The 1,579-nt window shown below is 68.1% G+C and carries 1 protein-coding gene and 1 pseudogene; both read left to right on the top strand.

Going from position 1 to position 1,579, the window contains the following annotated elements; all coding sequences use genetic code 11:
* A pseudogene (locus ACTS11_RS14375) lies at positions 1-545 on the top strand (ABC transporter substrate-binding protein); the annotation flags it as partial.
* Positions 546-635: 90 nt separating this feature from the next.
* Positions 636-1,571: an ABC transporter permease gene (locus tag ACTS11_RS14370; protein ID WP_442640990.1), complete on the top strand. Its 936-nt coding sequence runs from the start codon at positions 636-638 to the stop codon at positions 1,569-1,571.
* Positions 1,572-1,579: the final 8 nt, after the last annotated feature.

Here is a 1,579-nt window from a genome sequence, read left to right as displayed (position 1 = left end):
ATCCCGACCGGGCGCGCTTCCACCTCCAGCAGGCCGGGCTCGACAGCCTCGACGTGACGCTGTCGGCGGCGGACGCGGCCTTCTCGGGCGCGGTCGACGCGGCGGCGATGTTCTCGGAGACGGCGCGCGCGGCGGGCATCAACCTGACCGTGGACCGTGTGCCGAACGACGGCTACTGGGACAACGTCTGGCTCAACCCCACCGGCAACACGCCCTTCTGCGCCACCTACTGGGGCGGCCGCGCGGTCGAGGACCACATGTTCACGACCGCCTATGCCTCGGGCGGCGCCTGGAACGAGAGCTTCTGGGACAACGCCCGCTTCAACGAACTGCTGGTGGCCGCGCGCTCCGAGATCAACGAGGATCTCCGCCGCGAGATGTACCACGAGATGCAGCAGCTCGTGTCCTTCGAGGGCTCGACCATCATCCCGATGTACAACAACTACGTGATGGCGGTCTCCAACGACGTGGCCACGCCCGAGCAGATCTCGGCCAACTGGAACTTCGACGGTTTCCGTTGCGTCGAGCGCTGGTGGATGGCCTGATCCTCCGGCGGCCCCCGGCGCGAACGCGCCCGGGGGCCGCCCTGCTTCGGGGACAGCGGGGAGGACGGGCCACTGTCTGACGTCTTGCGCATGATCCTGACGCGTGTCGCGCTCGGGATCGGTCTGCTCTTCATCGTGTCGCTCGTGATCTTCTGGGCGACGGAACTGCTGCCGGGCGATCTCGCCACGCAGCTCCTCGGCCAGGGCGCGACGCCCGAGACGGTGGCGGCGCTTCGCGAACAGCTCGGGCTGAACGACCCGGCGGCGCTCCGCTACTGGAACTGGCTCACCGGCGCACTGACCGGCGACTTCGGCGTCTCGCTCGCCAATGGCCGCCCGATCTCGGAACTGATCGGCGCGCGGCTCGGCAACACCGTCTTCCTCGCGCTCTACGCCGCCGCGCTCGCGGTGCCGATCTCGCTGATCCTCGGCATCCTCGCCGCGCTCTGGCGGAACTCGATCTTCGACCGGGCGGCCAACGCGGGCGCGCTGACCGCGATCTCCTTCCCCGAGTTCTTCGTGGCCTACATCCTCGTGCTGTGGCTCGCGCAGACCGGCCTCTTTCCCTCGATGGTGCGGATCAACCCGACCACGACCTTCGGCGACCGGCTCTACATGAGCTTCCTGCCCGCGCTGACGCTGACCCTCGTGGTGACGGCGCACATGATGCGCATGACGCGGGCGGCGATCATCAACCTCATGGCCTCGCCCTATATCGAGATGGCGCGGCTCAAAGGCCTCTCGCCCCTGCGCATCGTGCTCCGCCACGCGCTGCCGAACGCGCTCGCGCCGATCATCAACGTGATCGCGCTGAATCTCGCCTATCTCATCACCGGCGTCGTCGTGGTCGAGGTCGTCTTCGTCTACCCGGGCCTCGGGCAGCTCATGGTCGATGCGGTGTCCAACCGCGACATCGCCGTGGTGCAGGCCGTCGCCCTGATCTTCGCGGCGGCCTACGTCGCGCTCAACCTCATCGCGGACGTGCTCTCGACGATCACGAACCCGCGCCTGATGCACCGGAGGTGAGGCGATGA

The sequence above is a fragment of the Roseicyclus sp. genome, assembly GCF_052168335.1.
GTDB lineage: Bacteria > Pseudomonadota > Alphaproteobacteria > Rhodobacterales > Rhodobacteraceae > Roseibacterium.
This window is presented reverse-complemented; position numbering and strand designations above follow the sequence as displayed.

Excerpts from the sequence above, each read along its gene's own strand:
- ACTS11_RS14370 (WP_442640990.1), top strand. The coding sequence starts at position 636 with ATGATCCTGACGCGTGTCGCGCTCGGGATCGGTCTGCTCTTCATCGTG.